At 67.5% G+C, this 17,616-nt stretch carries 17 protein-coding genes and 2 tRNA genes; 12 read left to right on the top strand and 7 right to left on the bottom strand.

Annotated elements, in window-relative coordinates; all coding sequences use genetic code 11:
• Both R2910_08530 and R2910_08535 read left to right on the top strand, forming a co-directional pair.
• Nucleotides 1–459 (top strand): hypothetical protein, encoded by a 459-nt coding sequence (locus R2910_08530; protein MEZ4413014.1) that lies wholly within the window; start codon nt 1–3, stop codon nt 457–459.
• The gene (locus R2910_08535; GenBank protein ID MEZ4413015.1) at nt 459–1,712 is read left to right on the top strand and encodes an aminotransferase class V-fold PLP-dependent enzyme; all 1,254 of its coding nucleotides are present in this window, start codon (nt 459–461) and stop codon (nt 1,710–1,712) included. The genes R2910_08530 and R2910_08535 overlap by 1 nt, the downstream gene beginning before the upstream one ends.
• Before the next feature lie 42 nt (nt 1,713–1,754).
• Here R2910_08535 and R2910_08540 read toward each other — a convergent pair whose 3' ends face one another.
• Nucleotides 1,755–2,444, bottom strand: coding sequence for a hypothetical protein (locus R2910_08540; GenBank protein ID MEZ4413016.1), 690 nt, complete (start codon nt 2,442–2,444; stop codon nt 1,755–1,757).
• A 20-nt stretch (nt 2,445–2,464) separates the two neighbouring features.
• On the opposite strand from R2910_08540, the gene R2910_08545 reads away from it, so the two are divergent.
• The 3 genes from R2910_08545 to R2910_08555 are packed head-to-tail and all read left to right on the top strand — an operon-like array spanning nt 2,465 to nt 4,902.
• A complete protein-coding gene (locus tag R2910_08545; GenBank protein ID MEZ4413017.1) occupies nt 2,465–3,262 on the top strand; it encodes an ABC transporter permease in 798 nt (265 codons plus the stop codon).
• On the top strand, nt 3,259–4,011 hold the full coding sequence (locus tag R2910_08550) for an ATP-binding cassette domain-containing protein (GenBank protein MEZ4413018.1): 753 nt from the start codon (nt 3,259–3,261) through the stop codon (nt 4,009–4,011). The genes R2910_08545 and R2910_08550 overlap by 4 nt, the downstream gene beginning before the upstream one ends.
• 6 nt (nt 4,012–4,017) lie before the next feature.
• Complete coding sequence (locus R2910_08555) at nt 4,018–4,902, top strand: MlaD family protein (GenBank protein ID MEZ4413019.1); 885 nt, start codon at nt 4,018–4,020, stop codon at nt 4,900–4,902.
• A 7-nt stretch (nt 4,903–4,909) separates the two neighbouring features.
• Here the strand turns inward: R2910_08555 and folE are convergent, their stop codons facing one another.
• Nucleotides 4,910–5,500 (bottom strand): GTP cyclohydrolase I FolE, encoded by a 591-nt coding sequence (gene folE / locus R2910_08560; protein MEZ4413020.1) that lies wholly within the window; start codon nt 5,498–5,500, stop codon nt 4,910–4,912.
• A gap of 111 nt (nt 5,501–5,611) precedes the next feature.
• Here folE and rnz point away from each other — a divergent pair, with 111 nt between their 5' ends.
• Together rnz and R2910_08570 are read left to right on the top strand one after the other, a co-directional pair.
• The gene (gene rnz, locus R2910_08565; GenBank protein MEZ4413021.1) at nt 5,612–6,544 is read left to right on the top strand and encodes a ribonuclease Z; all 933 of its coding nucleotides are present in this window, start codon (nt 5,612–5,614) and stop codon (nt 6,542–6,544) included.
• Nucleotides 6,545–6,594: 50 nt separating this feature from the next.
• Complete coding sequence (locus tag R2910_08570; protein MEZ4413022.1) at nt 6,595–7,167, top strand: DUF2238 domain-containing protein; 573 nt, start codon at nt 6,595–6,597, stop codon at nt 7,165–7,167.
• Here the strand turns inward: R2910_08570 and R2910_08575 are convergent.
• On the bottom strand, nt 7,085–8,587 hold the full coding sequence (locus tag R2910_08575) for a deoxyribodipyrimidine photo-lyase (GenBank protein ID MEZ4413023.1): 1,503 nt from the start codon (nt 8,585–8,587) through the stop codon (nt 7,085–7,087). The two genes, R2910_08570 and R2910_08575, sit on opposite strands and share 83 nt — an antisense overlap.
• Nucleotides 8,588–8,742: 155 nt before the next feature.
• On the opposite strand from R2910_08575, the gene R2910_08580 reads away from it, so the two are divergent.
• On the top strand, nt 8,743–9,438 hold the full coding sequence (locus R2910_08580; GenBank protein MEZ4413024.1) for a DUF4397 domain-containing protein: 696 nt from the start codon (nt 8,743–8,745) through the stop codon (nt 9,436–9,438).
• Between the two features lie 50 nt (nt 9,439–9,488).
• Here R2910_08580 and R2910_08585 read toward each other — a convergent pair whose 3' ends face one another.
• Nucleotides 9,489–10,997: a serine/threonine-protein kinase gene (locus R2910_08585; GenBank protein ID MEZ4413025.1), complete on the bottom strand. Its 1,509-nt coding sequence runs from the start codon at nt 10,995–10,997 to the stop codon at nt 9,489–9,491.
• A gap of 179 nt (nt 10,998–11,176) precedes the next feature.
• Here R2910_08585 and R2910_08590 point away from each other — a divergent pair.
• Together R2910_08590 and R2910_08595 are read left to right on the top strand one after the other, a co-directional pair.
• A tRNA-Ala gene (locus tag R2910_08590) sits at nt 11,177–11,249 on the top strand.
• A gap of 37 nt (nt 11,250–11,286) precedes the next feature.
• Nucleotides 11,287–11,359, top strand: a tRNA-Gln gene (locus R2910_08595).
• A gap of 69 nt (nt 11,360–11,428) precedes the next feature.
• On the opposite strand, the gene R2910_08600 is transcribed toward R2910_08595, so the two are convergent.
• Nucleotides 11,429–11,620: a type II toxin-antitoxin system Phd/YefM family antitoxin gene (locus tag R2910_08600; protein MEZ4413026.1), complete on the bottom strand. Its 192-nt coding sequence runs from the start codon at nt 11,618–11,620 to the stop codon at nt 11,429–11,431.
• 172 nt (nt 11,621–11,792) lie between these two features.
• On the opposite strand from R2910_08600, the gene R2910_08605 reads away from it, so the two are divergent.
• Nucleotides 11,793–12,803 (top strand): PDZ domain-containing protein, encoded by a 1,011-nt coding sequence (locus R2910_08605; protein ID MEZ4413027.1) that lies wholly within the window; start codon nt 11,793–11,795, stop codon nt 12,801–12,803.
• Between the two features lie 72 nt (nt 12,804–12,875).
• Here R2910_08605 and R2910_08610 read toward each other — a convergent pair whose 3' ends face one another.
• Together R2910_08610 and R2910_08615 are read right to left on the bottom strand one after the other, a co-directional pair.
• Nucleotides 12,876–13,319, bottom strand: a complete 444-nt coding sequence (locus R2910_08610) for a hypothetical protein (GenBank protein ID MEZ4413028.1) — start codon at nt 13,317–13,319, stop codon at nt 12,876–12,878.
• 72 nt (nt 13,320–13,391) lie between these two features.
• Nucleotides 13,392–14,261 carry a protein phosphatase 2C domain-containing protein gene (locus tag R2910_08615; GenBank protein ID MEZ4413029.1) on the bottom strand — a complete coding sequence of 290 codons (870 nt, stop codon included), beginning with the start codon at nt 14,259–14,261 and terminating at the stop codon, nt 13,392–13,394.
• Between the two features lie 124 nt (nt 14,262–14,385).
• Here R2910_08615 and R2910_08620 point away from each other — a divergent pair, with 124 nt between their 5' ends.
• Nucleotides 14,386–17,538 carry a protein kinase gene (locus R2910_08620; GenBank protein MEZ4413030.1) on the top strand — a complete coding sequence of 1,051 codons (3,153 nt, stop codon included), beginning with the start codon at nt 14,386–14,388 and terminating at the stop codon, nt 17,536–17,538.
• The last annotated feature ends 78 nt before the right edge of the window (nt 17,539–17,616 follow it).

The following is a 17,616-nucleotide window of genomic DNA, read 5'->3' on the forward strand; positions in this document are numbered from 1 at the left end:
ATGAGAATCTGGCTCTTCCTGCACTTCTTCGGGCAGGTGCTGTGGCTCGGCGCAGGCCTCGGTTCGATGGTGTACGGCATCGTGGGCAAGAAGGAGTCCGGCGCGGTGCTTGGCGCCATCGCCCGCGGGCAGGTGGCGGTGCACAAGCTGTTGATCGGCCCCGGCGCCTTCCTCATGATCCTGTCTGGCGTGATGCTGTCACTCCGGATGTACGGCTCGGCGATGAGCGGCATGGCACCCACAGTGTGGATGATGGTCATGCAGGGCGCCGGCCTGCTCGGCGCGCTCATCGTGCTGGCGTTCGGGATGCCCACGATTGCGCGACTTGGCCGCGTGTCACCCGAAGGACCGACCGCGCCGCTCTACCAGGCCATCCGGCGTCGCCACGTCGCCATCTCGATCGTCTCCGGCACGCTGGGTCTCCTGGCCCTCGTGGCCGCGAGCTTTCCCCTGCGCTGATGCATCGCCGTGACCTGCTTCGTGCGGCGGCGCTCTTTCCTGCGGCGGCCTGGCTGCCCCGGATCCCGTCCGTCGCCGAGGCGGGTGCCATTACCCGGCCAATCCCCCGCGCCGCGGACGACGAGGCGTACTGGGCCGAGATCCGCCGGCAGTTCCTGATCACCGACGGCATTTTCATGAACACCGGGACGTGGGGCGCCCTTCCGCTCCCGGTGCTCGAGGCCATCGAAGCGCACATGCGCGCGTTCGAGACTGTTTTCCACCAGCTTCCCTTCGATGCGCACGCCCTCCGCGGACAGCTTGCCGCCCTCCTGGGTGTCCCACCGGAGACGCTCGCCTTCACGCGCAATACCACCGAGGGGATGAATGCCGTGGCGCGCGGGCTCGACCTCGCGCCGGGCGATGAAATTCTCACGACGACGCAGGAACACATCGGGGGGCGCTGCTGCTGGGAGCTGGTTGCCGCGCGGCACAAACTCGTGCTGCGCGAGTTCGAGCCTCCGGTGCCGGCGCCGAGCGAGGATGCGCTGTTCGAGGCGTGGACCTCAGCGGTTTCACCCCGCACCCGCGTGCTGAGTATCTCGCATGTCTTCTTCAGCACCGGCGCCATCCAGCCCGTCCGGCGACTCGCCGACTGGGCCCGTGCCCGCGGCATCATCACCGCCGTGGACGGCGCCCATCCCCCGGGCATGCTCGCGCTCGACGTCACGGACCTTGGCTGTGACTTCTACGCCTCCAGTCCCCACAAGTGGCTGCTGGCCCCGAAGGGGTCGGGTTTTCTTTATATCAGCCCGGCGTGGATCGACCGACTCTGGCCGCTGGTGGCGAGCGGCGGCTGGAACGACCTGGCCTTGAAGGGAGATCGTTTCGACCACGTCGGCACCCGCAACGACAGCCTGCTCGTTGGCTTCCAGGCGTCGCTCGCGTTCCACAACGCGATCGGGACCGAGCGCATCGAGCGGCGGAGCCGCGGTCTCGCCACCCAGCTCGACGCGGGGCTCCGCGCCCAGCCCGGGGTGCGCCTCGTGTCGCCCTCGGCGCCAGAGGTCCGTAGCGCGATGGTCTCGTTCCAGGTGGATGGCATGGCGGGAACCGACGTGGTGCGGCAGCTCTGGAAAATGGGCCCCGTCAGGGTCCGCCACGTTGCCGAGAACAACCTCGATTATGTGCGGCTGTCGACCCACGTCTACAACAATCCCGACGAGGTGGACCGGGTGGTGGGGATGGTGGGGGAGATCGCCAGGAACCAGTAGCACGGCCCGGGGGCCGATGGCCGGCGGACTGGCCCCCAGCCCTCAGTCTGACTTCGGCAGTCCCTTCTTGCCCGTCTTGCACACGCCCCGCACCGGACACTCACCGCACTTCGCCACGCGCGCCGTGCAGATCAGCGCCCCCAGTTCCATGATCGCCTGGTTAAACGCCCACGCCGAGCGGCCGTTCCGGGTGTGGAGCGCCGCAGCGGTGCGCCAGAGCTTGTGGTCCCCCGCGGCGCCGCGCGCCCGGGGGTGGAACGCGCGCGTGAGCACGCGGGCCACGTTCGTGTCGACGGCCGGCTCGGCGCGCTCATAGGCGAAGCTCGCCACGGCGCCGGCGGTGTAGCGGCCGATACCAGGGAGGCGCCGAAGGGCGGCGGTGTCCGAGGGGATCGCGCCCGCCTGTTCCTTCGTGACCACCCGCGCCAGCGCATGCAGGTTCGCCGCACGGCGGTAGTAGCCCAGCCCCTCCCAGCTCTCGCGCACCGCCGCCGGCCGTGCGTCGGCGAGCGCCTCGACGGTCGGGAACCTGGCCAGGAACCGCGGCCAATAGGTTTCGACTCGCGAGACCTGGGTCTGCTGGAGCATGAATTCGGAGACGAGGACCGCGTACGGGTCTCGGGTGCGCCGCCAGGGGAGGTCGCGGCCGTACCGTCGAAACCAGCGCAGGAGTCGACGGCGGAATTCGGGGGCGGCTTCCGGGGGGCGATTCGGGGTGGACTTCGCAGGCATGGGAGGGCAAGATAATAGCGATGCCGAACGCACAAGCCGCCATTCTGAGCCTTCCACGCGCCGTGGGCCGATCCGTCATCGGCTCCCTGGCACACGTCGGACGTTTCAGCCTGATGGTGGCCGAGTTGTTCCGGGCCATCGGGGAATGGCGCATCTGGTTGCCGAGAACGATGGACGAAGCCCGGAACATCGGCGCCGGCAGTCTCTTCATCGTGCTCCTGGTCTCGGGGTTTGCCGGCGCCGTCACGGCCCTCCAGACCGGCTACCAGTTTCAGGGCAACCTGCCGTACTACGTGGTCGGCACCCTGGTGGTCGAATCGATCGTCCTCGAACTCGGACCGGTCCTCACGGCGCTGGTGCTCGCCGGGCGCATCGGCGCGCGATACGCGGCCGAACTCGGCACGATGCGGGTCACCGAGCAGATCGATGCCCTTGAGAGCCTCGGGCGGTCGCCGATGTCTCACCTGATCATCCCGCGCGTACTCGCAGGGCTGGTGATGATCCCGATCCTGACCGTCTTCGCCAATGCCATCGGCGTCCTGGCGGGGTGGTGGTCCGCCAAGCAGGTCCTTCCCATCGGCAACGCCGACTTCACCTACGGCGCCCAGATGTTCTGGCGGCCGTTTGACGCGTACTACTCGATCATCAAGGCGTTCTTCTTCGCCGGGGCCATCACGCTGATCCCCTGCTACATGGGCTTCAACGCGCAGCAGGGGGCCGAGGGGGTCGGGAAGGCCACCACCACCGCGGTCGTCGCCACGTCGGTGACCATCCTCCTCCTCGACACGCTGCTCGCCAAGCTGCTGCTGCACCCATGATCGAACTTCGCGATGTGCACAAGCGGTTCGGCCAGCAGGTCATCCTCGACGGGGTGAATTTCTCGGTGGAGGAGGGGGAGACCGTGGCGCTCCTGGGTCCGTCAGGCACGGGCAAGAGCGTGCTGCTGAAGCACATCATCGGGCTTATTCATCCCGACAGCGGCACGATTTTGGTCGATGATCTCGACGTGGCGACCCTCGGGCGCAAGGAACTCGCGGCCCTCCGGACCACCATCGGATACGTGTTCCAGAACGGCGCGCTGTTCGACTCGATGAACGTCTTCGAGAACATCCGCCTCGGGATCACCGACGAGAAGTGCAACCAGGACGCGGACTACTGCGCGACGCGGGTGCCGGAGTGCCTGGCCCTCGTGAACCTCGCCCCGGAGACGGCGGCCAAGTTCCCCGCCGAACTCTCCGGCGGGATGCGCAAGCGGGTCGGCATCGCGAGGGCCATCGCCGGCCGGCCCAAATACCTGTTGTACGATGAGCCGACCTCCGGGCTCGACCCGGTGAACGCCGACATCATCGACAGCCTGGTCAAGCATCTCGCCACGGCGCTGGGCGTGACGAGCGTCATGGTGACGCACGATGTCCGCGGCGCCTTCCGGGTCTCTGACCGGGTGGCACTGCTGAGTGAAGGGAAGATCGTCCTTCAGGGCACACCGAAAGAATTCCTGGCGTCCGCGGACCCGCGCATCAAGGCGTTCCTTGAGCGGGACTTCGAAAAACACTCCTTCGCGGCCTGAGGCCATATGGACCTGCACTACAAGCGTGAAGCGCTCGTCGGATCCATCGTCCTTGCCGGCGCGGCGGTCTTCGTGCTCGGGACGATGTGGCTCGGCGGCAAGAGCTTCGGCCGCGAGGACCTGATCCCGGTTCGCTTTACCAACATCGGCAACGTCAAGTCGAGCACTCCGGTCAAGGTCTCCGGCGTCCAGGTCGGCAAGGTGGACCGAATCACGTTCGAGGGAGTCGGCAGCGTGCGCGTCGACCTGGCGCTCACCCAGCATGTGCCCTTGGCGCGGGACGCCTCCGCCACGATCGAGGCGGTCGGGGTGCTGGGAGACGTCGAAATCGTGCTGGATCCGGGGACAGACAGCGTGCCCCTCGCGCCCGGCGAGGTGCTGGAGGGAAAGGCGGCGCCGGGGATGGAGGGCATGGTGAACGAACTGGGTGGGCAGGCCCGGGCCGTGATGGAGGGCGCGCAGCTGTTCCTCAACCAACGGATGGCCGACGACCTGCACCAGACGTTGAAGGCGATGGAGCGGCTCATGGCGGTGTACGCCGACACCCGGACCGGGCCGACCGCCGAGATGACCCGACTGATGGCGTCGATGCAATCGGTCTCGGCGCGCCTCGATTCGACGCTGGCGAATCCGGCCCTGGGCCGCACGATCGAGAACATGGACAGCGCCACCGCCGGGCTGACACGGCTGACCAACCAGCTCACCGCCACCACCGCGCGGATGGACACGCTGGTCCTCAACATGAACGCGGGGAAGGGGACCATGGGACAGCTGGCCACCAACCCCGCGCTTTACGATCAGCTGACCGCCACCATGAAGTCGATGCAGGCGCTGATCGACTCCATTCAGGCCAAGCCCGGCAAGCTCACCGTCCAGGTCAAGATGTTCTAGGCGCGCCTCAGCGCTGCACCAGCCGCAGGAATTCGTCTCGCGTGCTGCCATCCTCCCGGAACACCCCGCGCAACGCGCTGGTGAGTGTCCGGGAGCCCTGCTTTTCGACCCCGCGCATCATCATGCAGAAGTGCGACGCCTCGAGCACCACCCCCACCCCGCGCGGGGCGAGGGCGTCGTCGAGCGCCTCGGCAATCTGGTCGGTCAGGCGCTCCTGCACCTGCAGTCGTCGGGCAAAGACGTCCACGACACGTGCCACCTTGGAGAGCCCGACGATCCGGCCATCGGGTATGTAGGCGACGTGGGCCTTGCCGAAGAACGGGAGCATGTGGTGCTCGCACATCGAATAGAACTCGATGTCCCGGACCACGATCATGTTCTGGTGGGTCTCCTCGAAGAGCGCGTCGCCGATGACCTCCGCAGCGTCGAGGCCGTACCCGCGGGTCATCCAGCGCATCGAGCGCTCGACCCGTTCCGGCGTCTTCAGCAGGCCGTCGCGGTCGGGATCTTCGCCGACAAGTTCGAGCATGTCGCGGACCGCCGACTGGAATCGGGTCTCGGCGACGGGGGGGGACCAGGGCAACCGGGCGACGGACATGGAATGCTCCGGGATCGGAAGTTGAGTTGGTTTCCTGATAACCCGGAGCACCGGGAAAAGGTTCCCCCGGCGGCTCCCACCCCCGACCCACAGGGTTATCTTGAACCCGCCATGACCCTCACCGTGACCTTCCTCGGCACCGGCGCCGCGATTCCTTCCCTGGACCGCAACGTCGCCTCCCTCGCGCTGGCCCGCGAGGGCGAAACGCTGCTGTTTGACTGCGGCGAGGGGACGCAGCGCCAGATGATGCGCTATGGCGTGAGCTTCTCCATGCGGGACATCTTCTTCACCCATTTCCACGCCGATCACCTCCTCGGCCTGACCGGCCTGGTCCGGACCCTCGGGCTGCAGGACCGGACTGATCCGCTGCGTCTTTACGGCCCGCGCGGGGCCAAGCGGGTGCTGGAACACGCCCTGACCGTCGGCATCGAGCGGAACAAGTTCCCGGTCCAGATCGAGGAACTTGCCGCGGGCGACAAGGTCAGCCGGCCGGAGTACGACGTGGTGGCCGTCGAGGCCGATCACCGGGCCCCGTCGCTCGCCTACGTGCTGGTCGAGCACACTCGGCTTGGCCGCTTTCAGCCCGAGCGGGTTCGGGAGCTTGGCGTGCCGGAGGGACCGTTGTGGGGGCGGCTGCACCGGGGGGAGACAGTTCAGCTGCCGGATGGGCGGAGCGTTGGGCCGACGGACCTGGTCGGGCCCCCGCGTCCGGGCCGGAAGGTGGCCATTTCTGGCGACACCCGTCCGAGCACGGCAATCGCCCAGGCGGCGCGCGGTGCGGACCTGCTGGTCCACGAGGCCACCTTCTCGGAAGAGGATGCCGAGAAGGCGGAGCAGACCGGGCACAGCACGGCCGCCGCAGCCGCCACGCTCGCGCGCGACGCAGGTGTCCGGCGCCTGGTGCTCACCCACATCTCGGCGCGCTACACGCGTGAGGCGCCGGAACTGGTGGCCGAGGCACAGGCCATCTTCCCAGAGTCCATGGTCGCCCGCGACGGGCTCATCATCGACGTGCCATTTCCTGACGCCGAGAGCGCAGCCTGACGCGCACCGTAAGTCCCCTGCCAGTCGTCCTGCTCGTCGCGGTCCTCGGCGTGCTGGTCTGGTCGGGTCTCGCTCCCCACGACAGGTTCACCTGGGTGCTGGAGGTGGCGCCGGTCCTCGTCGGGCTGCCGATCGTGCTTGCGACCCGCAGGCGATTTCCGCTAACGCCGCTGCTCTATGTCCTTCTCGCCGTTCACGCCTCCATCCTGATGGTCGGCGGGAAGTACACCTATGCGGAGGTCCCCATCGGGTTCTGGGTCGGTGAGGCGCTCGGCCTGGCGCGAAATCACTACGACCGGCTCGGGCACTTCGCCCAGGGGTTCGTGCCGGCGATTCTGGCAAGGGAAATCCTGGTACGGACATCGCCCCTCAAGGGAAGCCGTTGGCTGCCGGCGGTCGTGATCGCCTTCTGCCTTGCCTTCAGCGCGTTCTACGAACTGATCGAGTGGTGGACCGCCGTGGCCACCGGCGATTCCGCCACGGCCTTCCTCGGCACGCAGGGTGATGTGTGGGACACGCAGTGGGACATGTTCCTGGCGCTCATCGGCGCCGTGACCGCCCTGCTGACGCTTTCGCGGGTGCACGACCGCCAGCTCGCGGTGCTGGTTGCACCGACGGACTGAGGTCACTGGCGGTCTCCCGGGCCGCCTCGCTGGCCAGCCATCGCTTCACGTCAAACTTCTTCTCCGCAGCCTTGAGTGACATGTAGCGGACCGTCCCGAATACCGGTCGGCGATAGAATGGCCGGTCGAACTTCCCGAGAATCCAGTGGAAGCCGGCGTAGCTGTTCGGGTCGCGGCCGTCGAGGGCGTATTTGTTGTTGAGGTGCTCCATGGTCCGGAGCGCGGTGCCGGCATCCGGGCTCCAGTGGAGGATGGCCTTTCCCCAGAGCATCCGCAGGTAGTTCGGCATGGTGCCGTCCCGTACGTAGCACCGCTGCGCTGCATTCCATAGCGCGCTTTCCGTCTCACCCCGTTCCATCTCCTCGATCGAATACAGCGCGGGCCGCGGGTCGTCGGCGTGGTCGTCCAGCTCCTTGCGGGCCCAGGCTGGCACCGCCTCCAGGGTTCGGTGCTTCGCGTCGTGGTGGCAGAAGTTGTGGGCCAGCTCGCGCCAGACGAGGAGCTCATCCTGGAAGCGAGCATACTGGTCCGGGGGGGCCACCTCGCGGGCGCCGAGGAGGACCTCCTGCGGGCTGATGTTGCCGAAGTGCAGGTAGGGGGAGAGGCCGCTGACCGCCTCGGGGTGGTTGGGGTCGCCGCGGTCCTCGGCGTAGCGCCGGAGGCCGGTCGCGAGGAACTCCTCGAGCCGCTGCCGCGCGGCTCGCTGCCCGCCCCGGATGGTCGGTGAGGGCCGGACGGTGTGATCGATGTCGCAGGACGCGGCGCGTGTCGCGGCGTCGAAGTCACCGGCGGACGGGACGGCCGAATCGAAGGGAAACTCGAAGGAGCTCGTGATCCGGGGCTCGACGTCGCCCACGGGGTGCAGGAAGTGGGGGAGCGCGGCGAGGGCCTCGGTGCGGAACCCCCGCGCGGTCGGGTGTGCCCGGCTGATATAGGACATCGGGACGATGGTGCACGAGTCCACGGCGATCACCGGGGCGTCGACCCGCTCCCGGAGCCGCCGAGTCTGGCGCGGGACGATGAAGGTCGGGAAATAGTCGGTGACGACGAGGGCCGCGTGCCGGGCCAGCGTCTCGAGGGGCGAGGGGGGACGGGGCTCACCGATGAGCCGGCGGTGGGGCTCAAGGTAGAAGCCGTAGGGAATCCCCCGCCCGGCGAAGTCGGCCGCCATGTCGGCCGCGGACTCGAGAATGAAGGTGTGGAACCGGTCGCTGGACCATGGGTAGTCGGGCCGGAGGCCCTGGTACACCACGAGGGGCAGCCCGAGCTGGTTGGCGGCCTGGGCCGCGTAGTTGAGGGCCGGGTTGTGTCTGGCCCGCATGGTCGCCTGGATCCAATAGAGGACGTAGTCCCCCGCGACGGGGCGCGTGCGGGAACCGGGATGCAGCCGGGGGTCAGTCGGGGGGGGAGCCGGGGCCATGCGCAGAATACCCCCCGAACGGGGTGGGGTTCGCCCAAGGTGAGTTGTTCATGGTTTTGGGCTTGGAACCTATACAAACACTGGGTGTATCAGGTGCACGAGGCCGCTGGCTGGCCGGCTGTATCCCTGACCACAGACCCTTGGAGGATCGACCAATGAAGTTCACGAACCTGCTCGCCCTGGCGCTGACTGTCGGCATTGCCGGCACTGCCTGCAGCGATGACGAGACGACCGCTCCTGTTGTCTCCGACTCCTACGTCCGCGTCGTGCACGCCTCACCGGACGCGCCCAACGTCGACGTGCTGGTGGATGGCACCGTCGCCCTGACCAACGTGCCGTACCAGGCATTCTCCGGGTACCTGCCGGTGCCCGCCGGCACGCGCAACCTGCAGGTCCGTGCTACCGGGACCACGACCACCGTGATCAACGCGGACGTCCCGCTCACGGCCGGCACCTACTACACCGTAATGGCCACCGGCCCGGTGGCGAGCATTGAGCCGCTCGTCCTGACCGATGACCTGACCAACCCGGCGGCTGGCAATGTGAAGGTCCAGCTGGTGCACGCCGCTCCGAGCGCGCCGACCGTGGACATTTATGTGACGGCTCCTGGCGCGGACATCAGCATGATGGCGCCGACGCTCACGGCGGTGCCGTTCCGCGGGTACTCGACCTACCTCGAGGTCCCGGCTGGTACCTACCAGGTCCGCATCACGCCGACCGGCACCAAGACGGTCGCGCTGGACACCGGCGACCTGGCGCTCGCGGCCGGTCAGATCCGCACCGGCGTGGCGCTCGACGCGGTCGGCGGTGGCGCTCCGTTCGGCGCGATCGTGCTCGCCGACAAGAACTAACTGCTCTTCTGATGGAAATGGGCCGGGGGGATTGCTCCTCCCGGCCCTTTCTATTTCTCCGAGCGCCCATCAAGGGTGCGCAGTTCGCGTTCGAGCCTCGCCTTCCGCTTCGCCATCCGCGCCCGTTCACGCTCGACTCCCCGGTTTGCGATCCGGAAGAATGCGGCGCCGAACTTTCCGGTCCAGAGCCGTTCGAGTCGCCGTTCGACGCGAAGCTGGCGCCGCTCGTCATTGGCCAGCGTGGCCACACCAACCACGAAGAGGACAGAGGCGACGGCAATGAGGACCATCCCCGGGAATCCGAGTACAGAAACGCCGTCAACCTCATGCCTCAGACGGAGGGTGGCGAGGGCGAACAGCAGCGGTGCGCTGAGGACGAGCGCCACGCCCCGTATGGTCCTGCGCCTTGCCCGGCCGGAGAAGTCGACCGACGCCTGTAGCGCTGCAGCCGCCTCCTCCTGTTCGGCGCTCATGGCCGTGGCACTCGCCGACACATCGGAGTACTGGAATCCGTGCCGGATAAGTTGCCGGGCGTTTTCCAGGATCGCGGTGACCATCATGCCGACCGCCGCCAGGAACACCACCGTGATGACCATGGCGTCACCAGGATGCCGGGCCCGGGAGATCATGTAGGGAGCGAAGGCAAGTACGATGAAGAATCCGCGCAGGGTCATGGCGCTTCGCTGATGAAACAGCCGCAGGGCCGGCGCGATCTCTGGCCGTCCGGCTCGAAGTGTCTCAAGTGCCGTGACCACTTCTTCACCAGACCCGAACCGGGCGTCGGGTTCTTTTTCCAGGAGCTGGTCGATCACCTTGGCGAGGGACGCCGGAAGGTCGGGGCGCTTGGAGAGCACCGCCGGCGGGCGCTGGGTGAGGTGCAGCGCCAGGAGACCGGTGGTGTTTGGCGCGTCGAACGGAGGGTGGCCGGTGACAGCGAAGAAGGCCACGCAGCCGAGGGAGTAGAGGTCGCTGCGCCCGTCGAGGGTCTCTCCGGCCGCCTGCTCCGGGCTCATGAAGTGGGTGGTACCGATCACCTCTCCGACAGCGGTCAAACCGCTGGTCGCATTGGAGCGAGCGATGCCGAAGTCGGTGACGACGGCCCGTCCGGTGGCGCGTTCGAGCATGATGTTGTCGGGCTTCACGTCGCGGTGAATGACCCCGCGCCCGTGGGCGTAGGAGAGGGCCCAGGCCACTTCCTGCATCATGCGCCCGGCCTCGGAGGCCGAGAGGGGGCCGGCCCGCCGGACCCGTTGCGTGAGGGTTTCCCCGTCGACGAAGCCCATCACGAAGCAGAGGATCTGGTTGCGGTCCTCGACCCCGTGCACCGGGACAATGTTCGGATGGGAGAAGGAGGCGGCCGTCCGGGTCTCGCGGAGGAAGCGCTCGCGAAGCTCCGGGCGGACGGCATGCTCCGGCGGGAGGGCCTTGATGGCCACCTGCCGGTCGAGCTTGGTGTCGTGGGCCAGGAAGACGGCACCCATGCCACCGCGGCCGAGTTCCCGGTCGAGGGTGTAGTCGGGGGCGAGAGCGTCGGCGAGCTGGGTGGAGAAGTCGGGCATGTCGAAGGCGGGGCAGCGGGGCAGGGAGGCAGGGCGGCCGGAACGGCTCCGGTGCCTTGAGGCGAATCCTCCCGAAGTCAGAATTGTAATCGAGTCCGACCACGGCCCCGCTGCCCGTCTGCCCCGCCAGCTCGCGTTGACCTCCACCCTCCGGCCCACTAGTTTACTCCGGCTCGCTGGGGGCTGTAGCTCAGCTGGGAGAGCGCTGCAATCGCACTGCAGAGGTCAGGGGTTCGATCCCCCTCAGCTCCATATTGGGTGGACGGAAGGTTCGCCCGCAGGACATCACTGCCCCGTGGTGTAACTGGCAACACGCCTCACTCTGGATGAGGAGAGTCTTGGTTCGATCCCAAGCGGGGCAATGCCCAGGGTTCACAGCCCTGGGCTTTTTCTTTGGCGGGACTGGGGCAGCGAGGCCGGGAGGCAGAACATCAGGTGCTCGCGGGGCCCCCGCCTTCCAGGGCCATCGCTTCCAGCCGCTCCAAGTCTGCCACTGACACGAGGGCCGCCACCGGCTTTCCGTGACGTTCCAGCACGACCCTCTCTCCGTAGATCAGCACCTCATTCAGCAGATCCGAGAAGTTGCTCCTCGCCATCGAGACGGGCAGGGTCGTCCTGTCCATGGATCCTCCCACGGCCGAAATTTCCAAATAACGTACAATATGTACTAAACGTACAATCTTTTTCCATTGACGTCAATTCGTAAATTTCTAGCCTCCTAACTTCCTCTCGCGACCATCCCCACCTGCGCCGCATCTACTTCCCCGTAACCCACACCTTCGGATGGAGAGGCACATGATGCGTTCGTGGATTCCCCTGGCTCTTGGCGCCCTGCTGCTCGTCCCCTCGCCCGCCACCGCCCAGGAAGACAACGTGATGGTGTTCGCCGCCCCCGGCCGTCCCCGCATCGGGGTATTGGTGGATGTCAGCGCCAGTGAGGCCAACAACAAGCTCGGTGCCACCATCAAGTCCGTGACGCCGGACGGCCCCGCGGCCAAGGCGGGGCTCGAGGCCGGCGACATCATCACCAAGTTCGGCGGGACCTCGCTGGGTGGTGAGGCCCCGGGGCAGAAGCTCGTCGAGCTGGCGCAGGCCCTCTCACCTGGTGACACCGTGCAGGTGGAATACCGCCGTGGCACCGCGAGCCGGACCGCCACCATCGTCGCCGCCAACCTTGGCGGATCGTCGTTCGCCTGGCGGAGCGGCCCCGGCAACGACTACATGGTCGAGATGGCGCCGCTGATGAAGGAGCGGGCACGCGCGATGGCGGACCGTGAGCTGGCGATCGTCGACATGAATCGCGCAATGGGCGAGATGGGCCGCAATTTCACCGTCCGGGTCGGCGGCGGGGCCTTCGGCCTCGACATGGCGGAGATGAACACCGGGCTGGGCGAATACTTCGGCACTTCCAAGGGGATCCTGATTCTCGAAAACCCCTCCGACTCGACGATGCCGCTCAAGGCGGGTGACGTGATCCTTGCCATCGACGGCCGCGCCCCCGCCGATGTCGGCCAGGCCCGCCGGATTCTCGGCAGCTATGACAGCGGTGACGTCGCGAAGTTTGAGATCATGCGGATGAAGAAGAAGACGACCGTCTCGTGGACGGTGCCGGCCAGGCAGCGCATGCGGATTCGCAGCCCGATGAACTGGCAGGGCGTCACGCCTCCCCGCGCGCCGGGGGCGCCGGTCGCGCCGGGCGCAATGCCGAAGGTGCGCGTGAAGACCCCGCCGCCGGCCCCGCCGGCCGCTCCCGCGTCGGTCGCGCCGGCCCCTGCGGCCCCGGTCCCGCCAGTCGCTCGCACCTGACCGGAACTCCAGAACGCACAGAGCGGGGGGGCGCCGGTGACGGCGCCCCCCCGCTCTGACGTTCAGGCGCGACTATTGAGCCAGTTCGGGTGGCAGCTGGCTCTTCGGAAAGATGCGAAAACCGTAGATGTCGTTCGGCCCCCCGAGCACGAAGACCACGATCAGCGGCTCATCCATCAGCTCGAACTTGGCTTCGCGCATGTAGGCCGAGAGCGAGTCCCTCGGCACTACGGTTTCCGAGAGAACCGAAACCTCGGGGCCGGCCTGGGAAAGGAGCTGCCCTATGATGTCCGAGAGCTGGCTCGCGGTGACCTTCTCCTTCACCTGCGCCGAACTGTGGGCAATGATGCTGTCGCCCTGATCGGCATAGAACCACTCCGTGTACGTCCGGCCGGCCGCAAGGGTGGCGGCCGAATCGGGCCGGGTCACTGGCGCCGGTGCGGAAGCCGATTCCTGGGCGGCGAGCGGTGCCGCGACGAGCGAGACGACGGCAAGGGCGAGCAGTCGGTGGTGCATGTGCGCCTCAGGAGGAATGGGCTCAGGAGTGTCGGGCTCGGTGAGGCCACCGCTGGGGCCCGGCGCGGGTGGTCAAGCTGCAGGGCGCGGGCCCCGAAGCCGCCCGATGACGACGGTCACGTTGTCACTGCCGCCCCGTGACAGGGCCAGGTCGATCAGGGTGTGGCAACTCTGTTCCGCCGACGTCGAGCGCAGGAGTTCCTGGCGGATCTCCTCGTCGGAGACATGCTTCGTGAGTCCGTCGCTGCAGAGGAGCATCACATCCTCCCACTCGCAGTCGAGGGTCGACACTTCCGGCGTCGCCTCCTTGCCGCCCAGGGCGCTCCAGAGAATGTGCTTCAGTCGACTTTGCTCGGCGGCGGCCGGTGTGAGCGCCCCGGCGTCGATCATCGCCTGGGCCATCGTCTGGTCCTTGGTGACCTGCGTCAGGACCCCCTGGCGCAGACGGTACCCCCGGCTGTCGCCGACGTGGATCACGTAGGCGCGCGGCCAGTGGATCGTCACCATGGTGAGCGTCGTGGCCATGCCACGCTTCCCCTCGGCCTCGCCGGCATCCTTGATGGCCTGGTGCCCATGCTCCACCGAGCGGCGGAGCCGATCGACGACCCGGTGGTCATGGTCCTCATCGGGCATCGCCTCCACATCCATTCCGTGGATGACATAGTCGGCGATGGCACGGAGCGCGGACCCACTGGCCTGCTCTCCCCACGGGGTGCTTCCGACGCCGTCCGCGACGAGGAAGACATACCCCCGTGCGCCGCTGACCAGCGATCCCAGTCCCTCGTTGGGGAGGGTGGTCTGGTGGAGGTGCATCGACTTGTGGAGGCTGGCCACCAGGAAGTGATCCTGGTTTTCCTTGCGGACCAGTCCCAGGTGGCACATCCCGAAGATGTCCACGTCCTGCCGGGTGGGGTGTTGCGGATGGGAACCGGAATCGGGCATCGAGTATCTCCTCTGGCTCCAACATCCGCTCCCGACGGCCGCTTGGCAAGCCGCCGGGGCGGCTTCCTTCCCTGTCGGGCCGTTTGGGGCCATTATTAGCGGGATTCCCCTCTCCGGAGCACGCATGGCCGAACTGTCGGACCGCCTGCACGCGGCCCTCGGCGACAATTATCGCATCCTCCGGGAACTCGGCGGCGGCGGGATGAGCCGTGTCTTCCTCGCCGAGGAAGTGCGGCTCGGGCGCAGGGTCGTGATCAAGGTGCTCCCCCCCGACATGGCTGCCGGCGTCAACGCTGAGCGGTTCGAGCGGGAAATTCAGCTCGCCGCCTCGCTCCAGCACCCCCACATCGTCCAGTTGCTGACGGCCGGTGCCAATGCCGACCTGGCGTACTACGTCATGCCGTTCATCGACGGCGAGTCGCTCCGCGCCCGGCTGGCTCGCGAAGGCGCCCTCCCGATGGCGGAGGTGCTCCGCATCCTCCACAACGTGGTGGATGCGCTGGCCTACTCCCACCACCACGGCGTGGTGCATCGGGATATCAAGCCTGACAACGTGATGCTTTCCGGCAAGCACGCCCTGGTGACCGATTTCGGCGTGGCCAAGGCGGTGAGCGCCTCGAGCGGCGACGGGCACACCAACCTGACCTCGCTTGGCATTGCGCTCGGCACGCCGGCGTACATGAGCCCGGAACAGGCGGCGGCCGATCCACGGGTGGACCAGCGCGCGGACATCTACGCCGTCGGCGCCATGGCGTACGAGATGCTCTGCGGCCGCACGCCGTTCGTGGCTCCTACTCCGCAGGGGATGCTGGCGGCGCACATCGCGGAACGGCCGGAGCCACCAGCCCGGTACCGGAACACCATCCCCACCGCGATGAACGAGCTGGTGCTGAAGTGCCTGGAGAAGAATCCGGCGGACCGGATCCAGACCGCCGATGAAATCGCGGCGATGCTGACCGCGATGGCGACGCCGACGGGCGGCACCACGCCGATTTCCACGGAGCCGGTTTCCACGGCACGACAGGATGCCCTCGCCGCCGTCAAGCGTTACGCACCCGGCCGAGTCCTGGGCCTGTTTCTCTTTGCGTCGCTCGTCGTGGTGGGCCTGGCGTTTGGACTCACGCGCCTGTTCGACCTGCCGGACTGGGTGTGGGAGGGGGCGGCCGTGGCGATGGCCATCGGGCTCCCGATCATTGCCTACACCGGGCGGGTGGAACGGAAGCGGGCGGTCCAGATGACCATGGGCACCCTCCGTTTTGAGCCGGAGCCGGTACACCACGGCTGGTTCACCTGGCGCCGCACCATCATCGGTGGGTGGATGGCGCTCGGTCTCGTGGTGCTCCTGGGCGCGGGCTTTCTGATCTCGCGAAAGCTGGGCGTCGGACCGGGCAGCACCCTGATGAGCGCCGGGGTGCTGGCGGCGCAGGACCGGATCATCCTGGTCGAGTTCGACAACCGGACCAGCGATTCCACTCTTGGCGCGTCAGTGACCGAGGCGCTCCGCATCGACCTTGGCCAGTCGAACGTGATGCGGCTGGTGGAGACGGGCGACCTGCAGGCGGCGCTGCTCCGCATGGGGAAGCCGGCTGATGCCAGGGTCGACCAGGCGCTGGCCAGCGACGTGGCGCGGCGCGAGGGGATCAAGGCCATCATCACCGGGGAAATCACCCAGCTGGGATCGGGCTACTCGCTGGCGGCACGGGTGCTCGACGCCAACACCGGCGAGACGCTGGTGCCGATCCGCGAGACGGCGAACGACGCCTCCCAGCTCATTTCGGCGGTGGACCGGCTTTCGAAGGCGCTGCGCGAAAAGGTTGGAGAGTCGCTGGGCCGCATCCGGGGCAGCGACCGACTGGAGCAGGTGACTACATCTTCGTTCGAAGCGCTTCGACTCTACACCGAGGCGACCGAGAAACACGCTCACGGGGATTCGGAGGGTGCCATCCCGCTCCTTCGCCAGGCGGTGGCGATCGACAGCACCTTCGCGATGGCGTGGCGGAAGCTGGCAGTGGTGTTGCCGCAGGCACTCCCGGGGAGCAACGAGGAGTCGATGGAAGCGGCGAAACGGGCCTACCAGTACCGCGATCGGCTCCCTCCCGTCGAACGAGGTTTGACCGAGGCCTACTATCACGAAAAAGTGACGGGAGACCAGGAGAAGATCGAGGCGGCATACCGGGCGGTGCTGGCGGTCAACCCCGACGAGCCGACGGCGCTCAACAATCTCGGCCTGAAATTGAACGAGGAAGGCCGGGCGCCAGAGGCCGAGGTGCTCCTCCGCCATCTGGTGGCCACCTCCGACATTCAGAGTGGACTGATCAATCTGATCCAATCGCTCTCGCAACAGGGGAAGAATGCAGCGGCCGACTCGGCACTGGCTGAGCTGCGCCGCCGCAACCCGACCTCACCCCGCGCGGACCAGATGGTTCGAGGGTCTGCGTATATCCGACGCGATTTCCGTGCGGCCGATTCACTCCTTCGGGACCCGGCGCGAATCCAGCCGACCGCGCCTGCGGACCGTATCAATGAGCAGTGGGAGCGGGTTGGGGTCGCCACGGCGCTGGGACGGCTGGACGAAGCCAATCGTGTCGCGGCAGAGCTTGCCACGACCATGGCCTCCCTGGGTCAACAGGGGACCGTGCTGTACCTCGATCTGATGCCGGCGGTCCAGAGAGCGAACCTCCTCGGGGAGTGGAAGCAGCTGGTCGACCTCACCGATTCGGTCTATTCCCCCACGGCGATGAACGCCCTTCCGGAGCCGCAGCGACCGTACATGGGGCTCGCCTACCCCTATGCGCTGGCGGGCCGGCCTGCCGACGTCAAGCGGCTCCGTGCTGACTGGACTCGCACCCGTCCGGCCGAACAGCGCTCAGCTGCGGATTCGATCTACTGGGATGCCCTCGTGGCCCGAAGCGAGGGTCGGTGGCGGGATGCCGCGATGGCATTTGACGCACACCGAGTCAAGATCAGATGCCCCAATTGCGATCTCGTCGATGCCGCGCAGGTGTGGGAGCTCGCCGGTGAGCCCGATTCGGCGCTGGCCCGCTACGAGGCCTCCGTCACCCTGCCCGATGCCCGTGTGAGCGATTCGGAAGCCTCCTTCACGCTTGGCCCCACGTACCGGCACCTCGGAGAGATGTACGAAGCGAGGGACGACCGCGCCAAGGCGCTCAAGTACTATGGCGACTTCGTGGATCTCTGGCGGGACGCCGATGCCGTGCTCCAGCCGCAGGTGAAGGAAGTTCGCGAGCGGATGGCGGGGCTGGCGGGAGAGAAGTAAGGGGCGGCCGGTCGGCAGCTGGGCCGGGGGGCAGAAGCACGAACGGGCGCACCTCGGTGCGCCCGCTCTGACTTGCCG

The sequence above is a fragment of the Gemmatimonadales bacterium genome, assembly GCA_041390145.1.
Classification (GTDB): domain Bacteria; phylum Gemmatimonadota; class Gemmatimonadetes; order Gemmatimonadales; family GWC2-71-9; genus SPDF01.